6 protein-coding genes are annotated in these 7309 nt (G+C 45.6%); 4 read left to right on the plus strand and 2 right to left on the minus strand.

What is annotated here, in order from left to right; all coding sequences use genetic code 11:
* Nucleotides 1-219 precede the first annotated feature (219 nt).
* Entirely contained in the window at nt 220-2760 is a 2541-nt protein-coding gene (gene feoB, locus ACYQ2M_RS22055) for a ferrous iron transport protein B (protein WP_459918556.1), read from the minus strand.
* Nucleotides 2761-2814: 54 nt separating this feature from the next.
* Nucleotides 2815-3066, minus strand: a complete 252-nt coding sequence (locus ACYQ2M_RS22060; protein WP_459918557.1) for a FeoA family protein — start codon at nt 3064-3066, stop codon at nt 2815-2817.
* Between the two features lie 548 nt (nt 3067-3614).
* Between ACYQ2M_RS22060 and ACYQ2M_RS22065 the strand changes: the two genes are divergently transcribed.
* The 4 genes from ACYQ2M_RS22065 to ACYQ2M_RS22080 all read left to right on the plus strand — a co-directional run bounded on the left by ACYQ2M_RS22065 (nt 3615) and on the right by ACYQ2M_RS22080 (nt 7122).
* Complete coding sequence (locus ACYQ2M_RS22065; protein WP_459918558.1) at nt 3615-3746, plus strand: hypothetical protein; 132 nt, start codon at nt 3615-3617, stop codon at nt 3744-3746.
* Nucleotides 3727-3960 carry a hypothetical protein gene (locus ACYQ2M_RS22070; protein WP_459918559.1) on the plus strand — a complete coding sequence of 78 codons (234 nt, stop codon included), beginning with the start codon at nt 3727-3729 and terminating at the stop codon, nt 3958-3960. Before ACYQ2M_RS22065 ends, ACYQ2M_RS22070 begins: the two co-directional genes overlap by 20 nt.
* Nucleotides 3961-4149: 189 nt before the next feature.
* On the plus strand, nt 4150-6468 hold the full coding sequence (locus tag ACYQ2M_RS22075) for a heavy metal translocating P-type ATPase (RefSeq protein ID WP_459918560.1): 2319 nt from the start codon (nt 4150-4152) through the stop codon (nt 6466-6468).
* Between the two features lie 99 nt (nt 6469-6567).
* Nucleotides 6568-7122, plus strand: coding sequence for a hypothetical protein (locus tag ACYQ2M_RS22080; protein WP_459918561.1), 555 nt, complete (start codon nt 6568-6570; stop codon nt 7120-7122).
* Nucleotides 7123-7309 lie beyond the last annotated feature (187 nt).

Below are 7309 nucleotides of genomic sequence, written 5' to 3' on the forward strand. Positions count from 1 at the left end.
TCCTTTTTAGCTTAAATGGTTTGTATTATTGATGAATTCGGGCGAACACACATACTTTCCGTCCGATTTATTGTCCACATTATTTCAGCACAAGCATATTAGGAGCTGTTAATGCAAATAGAGCTATCTAACTTATTGTCCCAATAAAAGGCGTAGCTTTATTTCAACGAAATCCGAAAATCGGCTACGCCTTTATGTACTGATTATAAATTTAAAAAATCATTGTATGGATACCCCGGGTTTTATGGCAATGGGTGTCGCTTTCTTCCCCCAGGGTTTAAACAGGCCTGTTGCAATGGTGAGCAGCACCGTAAATCCGTAAAAAACACCCATCATCTGGATACCGCTGAGTCCCATGACTCTCCCACCGGTGAAGATTCCCGAAGCAACAATAAAACCCAGAAGTGTTGGGAACACCATGGAAAACACCATCCATTTATAGGAAGCGGTCTGCACCTTGATCATGATGGTGGTGGCCAGGCAAGGCGGATACATGGCAAAAAAGACCATGATGGCCAAGGCATGGAGGGGGGTAAAATCATTTCCGCCGGTTTCTGCGGCCATACGATCTTCAAGACTTTTGTTTTCATCTGCTCCCTGCTGATACAAAACGCCGATGGTGGCAACACTGGACTCCCTGGCGGCAAAGGATGAGAGAATCGCCACATTCACCTTCCAGTCAAATCCTGCCCATTGGGTCAAAGGTTCCATGGAACGCCCCACCATCCCCAGAAAACTGGTTTCAATCTGCTCTTCCTTGATCTGCCTGCGTAGGCCCTTTCGTTTGGAGGCAAGTTTACGAAGGCTCTTGTTAATTTTTTTGGCAGCTTTATCGCCCTTTGGTTTACAAAACTTGAACAAATCAGGGTACCTGGATTGAAATTTTGCATCCAGAGACCTGGAGCCCTCAGCCGTTTTGATGGTCAACTTGGCGGTCTTGTAATCAGTGTACACATTTATAAGGGACAGAAGTGCGGCCTTGTCCTTGAATTGGTGGGCATAACTGCTTGAAGCGCTTTGTTCATGAAAAGTTGCCACTGCCTGATCCATCTCATGCTGAAATTGTTCCGACTTTTCATGGCTGAGTCCTGGAAATTGCAAGAGTGTGAACACACAGACGGAAACGGCAACAACAATGGAACCCACTTTTTTAATATATTGCCATGTCCGCTCAACGGCCCGTTGCCCCACACCAAAAAAGGTGGGGGGGTGGTACTTGGGAAGCTCCATAACAAAGGGAGCCGTCTCCATGGATTTCAACAGAGTTGCCGTTAAAAATCGCGCCACCAGAAGTGCCACAAAAATGGTAAATGTGGAGAGGAAAAGCATGGCCCAGGATTTATAGGGTGCAAAAAACACATTAATTAAAAGAGTATAAAACGGCACCTTAGCCAGACAATTCATGTAAGGCACGGTCAATATGGTGGCCATCCGGGAACGCTCGTCCGGAATCCCCTTGGTGGCCATGACACCGGGAACGGCACACCCCCCGGCAAAAACACCGCCCAGGATAAATGGCAGTGTGGACTGCCCATGAAGCCCGAACAAATTAAAGAGTTTATCCAGGATAAAAGCGATGCGGGCCATATATCCGCTGTCTTCAAGGATGGCAATAAGGGCAAAAAGAATAAGAAAAATGGGAATGTAATTGAGAAGGGCATTGGCTGAATCCACCATCCATAGCCCCATGGATAGCAGATAGGGATCGTGGAGCATACCGGCATCGGGCAGGACACCTGCCACCAAGGCCCTGAATTTTGCCAGAATTGGCCACCAATATTGGGTCAATTCATACCCCTTTACAATGGAAAGCTGGTAGATCATAAACACGGTGCCCACCAGAACAAAAGGGGCTGCAAATCGGTTTAGAACCACCGAATCAATGGCCTCGGTTACTCTGTCTATACCATCTTTTGTTTCAGTGACGGTTTTATTGATAATTTTTGTGGAAAGCTTATCACGACACCCCATCATATAATCAGCCACATCCAGATCGTTCTGCTCCTCAAAGGCATCCTTGATTCGACGGGCGGTCTGCAGCTCATTACAAGCCACCCCCAATGCCCGGGTGACAATCTTCAAAGCCTCGGCATCCCCCTCCACAAGTTTGACAGCCAACCATCGGCAGGGATATACATCTTTCAGGGGTGTCTGACTCAATGCCTGTCTAAGATCTTCAATTGGCTTTTCAAGGGCATCGTAATTGATCTGCAAAGGGGCTTGAATTTTCCCCTGATTTTTATCATTGGAAACATCAAGTATGGCGTCCCTCAATTCCTTTTTACCAATACTTTTTCGCCCCACCGTGGGAACCACGGGCACTTTTAAATTTTTCCGCAATGCCTCAAGGTTGATTTGCGTACCATTTCTGCCGGCCACGTCCATCATATTAAGGGCAATCACCACAGGAAACCCCATTTCAAGCACCTGGAAAGAAAAATAGAGGCTTCTTTTGAGAGATGAGGCGTCCACGACATTAACAATCACATCGGGCTTTTCCGTGATAAGAAAATCCCTTGCCACCCGCTCCTCAAGGGAGAAGGAAGTAAGGCTGTATGTTCCCGGCAAATCCACCGTTTCCACTTTGACATCTTTGTATCGATAAAATCCGGTTTTTTTATCGACAGTGACACCGGGATAGTTGGCAATGTGCTGATTGGCTCCGGTCAACATGTTGAAGGTGGTTGATTTTCCGGAATTCTGCTGACCTGCCAAGCCAACGAGAATCTTATTTTTTTCAAACTCAGGTGATATTGACATCGTGTTTCCCATGAACTTTATTGTTAGATTTCCAAAACAGGCTCTGATGCCGGGCTAAGTATATTCAACTTCAATGAGATCGGCCTCCGATTTTCTCAAAGCAACCTTATAATTGGCCACGCGACATTCAATGGGATCTCCCAGGGGGGCTCTACGAATGACATCCACTTCCGCCTCAGGCACAAAACCAAGATCAAGGAGTCGTTGCCTGACAGCACCTTTGGCATGATGACAATGTATCTTTCCACGAGTTCCCGGCTGCATTTCCTTCAACATACAGCACTTTCCATGGCCTCGTCCTTTCATTCTCTTTCCTCTTCCAAACCCCGGCATTATTTACCTCCAAATAAAACAAAAAAATTGATATCAGATCTATTCCATATTCAAAATTGGAGTCACCTTACACAAGTTAAATAGCAATTTCAACAAAAATTTTAACTATCTAACATTTTTTTATCTATAAAAATAAAAATACAATAAAACTTAAATTCAACACCCTCGTAAAAAGCTAAATGCCCAATCTCGAAACACAACATATTCGTGGCAACATTCTTTAAATCCGAATTTTATGTGGTGGAAAAACCATGGACCGAATTTTCACAGGCCCATCAAGCCTACGTGATTACAATCTAAATCAATGCGTCTAAAAGACGTTCCGTCAACCAATAAGTCAATAAAAAATAATTAGTACTTGACAATCATTTTAGATATCTCTAACATTCTGGCCGAATTAAATTTGTGGTAAAAATTATTATGCTGTCACAACTTAGTATCTACCCATGCCAGAGCCTGTATATTTGGATCAGTCATGGGGTTTCCCAACAAACGATCACCCCATAATTTCCGGAGGAATCATGGCATTTTTTATCCCCATAGCTTGCAGCATAGCCACAGCTTTAACCTGTGCGCTGGCAGTTGAAACCGGTAAAGGCACCAAAAAAACCATTGAAAGAAGAAAGCGAAAAAATGCAAGACGAAAAAATTGATCTTGAGGTCAGAAAAGAGATTGCCAAGGTAGCCATGACCGCTTCCCTTGGAGTGGCAGTGGTTACCGCACCGTTATTAAAGGGTAGCAAAATCATGAAAAACATCCACACCGGAGCCGGGGTGTTGTTCGTTGGCCTCTCTTTGTGGCATCATTTTCTGTATCACCCGGACAAAAAAAATAAAAAGCAGAGCTCGCCTTCGCCACCCAGGTAAGCCCCATTAACCATGGGTACTTCCCGGGACAAAGAGGTGAATTAAAGGCAAAATCCCAGGGACTTGCAAAACAACCTGCAAATTCGGCCGCCAAGTTAAAAAACTATTTCCCCTTAGCATTATTAATATATTAGACAATGCTTCATTCAGAAAAAAATACCATGAAAAAACCAAAAGGCTTAAAAAAAAATGAATGAATATTATGCTAAAATTTACAAAGCGCTGACCCCCGCTTTTTTAAAAGCAAATGGGATTGTCGTGAAACAATCCATGTCCGGTCGAATTCGTGTTCGGATTCCTCGAATGCTGCACAAGAAACAAGAGAACAGATGGATGCAATCCCACCTTAATAATGTTGAGGGTATCATCAAAGCAGAATCCCGCATGGCATTTTCAGGGTCTGTAATTGTTCATTTTAATACTAACGATATTTCCGCACGCTCCATACTTGCATTGATCGTATGCCAGCTTAGCCACCCCGAAACCTACCCTGATCCTCCAGAAATTATCCCTGGATTTGAAAATAAATGCGGATTATACGATTGTAAAAACAAGCAAACCTTTAAGGCAAAACTAAGAAGTGTCATCCTCCTGTCCGGAGTTATGGCCCATGCGCTGATCCGCAGTTGGATTTTTAAATTAACCCTGGGGCAAAACCCTTTGAGTTTTTTGGGTATAGCTGCCATTGCAGGGACTATTCCACTGTTAAAAGAAGCTGTTGAAGATACGGTGGAAAAAAAACGGGTGACCGTAAAGCCTTTTCTGACAGCCGGTTCCATTTTCACCATTGCCATGGGTGAGGCCTTTTCTGCCATACAGATTCTTTGGATTTACAATGTTGCCGAATTGACGGAAGATTATGTGGCCCAACGCTCCAGACAGGCAATCCGAAATATTCTGGAAGTGGCTCCGGCCAACACGTATGTAATGGTCGACGGCATGGAAGTTGAGATCGCTGTGGCCGATATCCGTCCAGATGATGTGGTGGCGGCCCACACCGGAGAAAAAATTCCCGTGGACGGCATCATCTTGGACGGGGACGCTCTGGTGGACGAAGCCAGCATCAATGGAAGATCAGAAGCAGTCCACCGCAGCATCGGAGAAGAAGTTTATGCCGGCACCATTATTTCCCAGGGCACCCTCTTTATCCGCACCGTCAAAACCGGGGAAAACACCTATCTTTCCGGCATCATGAAAATGGTTGAGGACTCCCTTGCCAACAAGGCACCAGCCGAACATAAGGCTGATCAGCTGGCTGCCAGGCTGATGAAAATCGGCCTTACAGCCACGATCGCAACCTTGCTTTTCACTCTGGATCCCATGCGGGCATTAACGGTCATGCTGGTAATGTCCTGCCCCTGCGCCACCGTTCTTGCGGCATCATCCGCCCTCACAGCATCCCTGGCCAATGCCGCCAGGCATTCCATCCTGATAAAAGGAGGGCTCTACCTTGAAACCGTGGGAAAAACGGATGTCTACTGTTTTGATAAAACCGGCACACTGACCCTAAACACCCCAAAAATCATGACCATTAAAGTCAAATCTACAGATATCACCGAAAACCAACTTCTCTCATGGGCAGCCACGGCAGAATCTCACAACCAGCACCCCATGGCCCGTGCCATACTTGGTGAAGCAAAGGCCAGGAATTTGACACCCAAAGCCCATGCCGTATGCGAGTTTAAGGCTGGACGTGGCGTTTTGTGCACCATTGGATGCGAAGATGTAATTCTGGTGGGGAACCGGCAATACATGGAAGAAAATCAAGTGGAATTGAGCTGTTTTGATTCAGAATCTGCCATTGCAAGAGCCAAAGGTTGCACCGTGGTATTTGTGGCCAGAAACGGCAGTGTCATGGGTATGTTGGGTGTGCTAAACCCCATCCGTCCCGAAGCTGCCAGAGTTTTAAATTGCCTGAAGCATGACGGTGTCAAGGAGATTCATTTGATTACTGGAGACAACAAAGAAGTTGCCGAAACCATGATGGATATTTTTCCCTTTAATGATTGCAGGGCACCACTGATGCCCGAAGAAAAAGCCCGGCACGTAAGAGACCTGAACAAGAAAAGCTCAGTGGTCATGGTGGGAGACGGTGTCAACGATGCTTTGGCTCTGGCCCAGGCAGATATTGGAATCGCAATCGGTGCAGGCGGAGCGGAAATTGCAATTGAAGCGGCGGATATTGCCCTGGCAGATCCCAACCTCGGGGGGTTGGTAAAAGTGCGCAATTTGAGTCATCAAACCATGAAAGTAATTGATCAAAACCACTATTTTGCCGTATCCACCGATCTTTTGGGGGCCGCCTTGGGGATGCTGGGAATTCTCTCTCCGGTCATGGCCGGCATGATTCATATCATCCACACAGGTGGCATCCTTATCAATTCAGGAAGATTATTGTCATGGGAACCTCCGGATGAACCAATGTCGTGTCTCTATAAAAACAAGCACAATCATCTAGAATGCGAACGTATCTGTTGCGACATTGATATGACGACACTTGCCAGCTGATAAATGGATTGGCTTATGTAGGATTCGGACCCGGTCAGGCCTGGATCCTGATAAAATTATTGGACCATCCGAGACGATTATTAAAAAGGTTTTTACTTAATGAAATACATATTGGCCCGGGATTACAGGGTGAATTTTAAAGCTTATGCCCCCATGCACACCTTTAAAGGGTGGTGCACAAAGGGAGTTAACGCCGAAATGGAGATTGATTTTAATGCATTGAGCCTTCACAAATTAGTTGCTGTGGCAAAGGTCTCACACTTCACCACCGGAGATGGGGCGCGAACCCTGGCCATGGCAAACTACATGATGGTAAATCGATTCCCAAAAGCCTCCATTGAAATGACCAAATGCAACTCATTTCAAAAACTAAAAAAAGGAGCTTATCGCATTTCAGTGGTTACCCTTCTGGAGTTTATGGGAATACAACGTCAACTGCCCATAATTTTTTACGCCGTCCCCACCAATGATGAAATTAAAATCGAAGTGGCTTTTAGATGGTCTTTTAAAGCATTTGGGCTTAAGGCTCCAAGACTGTTTTTTTTGACTGTTCGAGATATTGTAGACATAAAAGGATGGGGGAAATTTATTACATTGAAATTACCCCCTCATCCCCCCAATAATTCAAAACAAAATGAAACCGTGCCCGCATAACTGCCACGGGCAGACCGCATTCTGATCTCGTTCTGCCCACAACAAAGCTTGAAATATTCTCCGGCATTACGGAGTATTTCATATAACGGCCATGTCCTGACGGACACAACGAATACTGGGTCGTAGACGCGCAGCCAAATGGCATTATGCCGCCCCTCCCCCGACGGGCAATGGGCCCGGACCGGAA

The sequence above is a fragment of the Desulfocicer niacini genome (genome assembly GCF_054657595.1).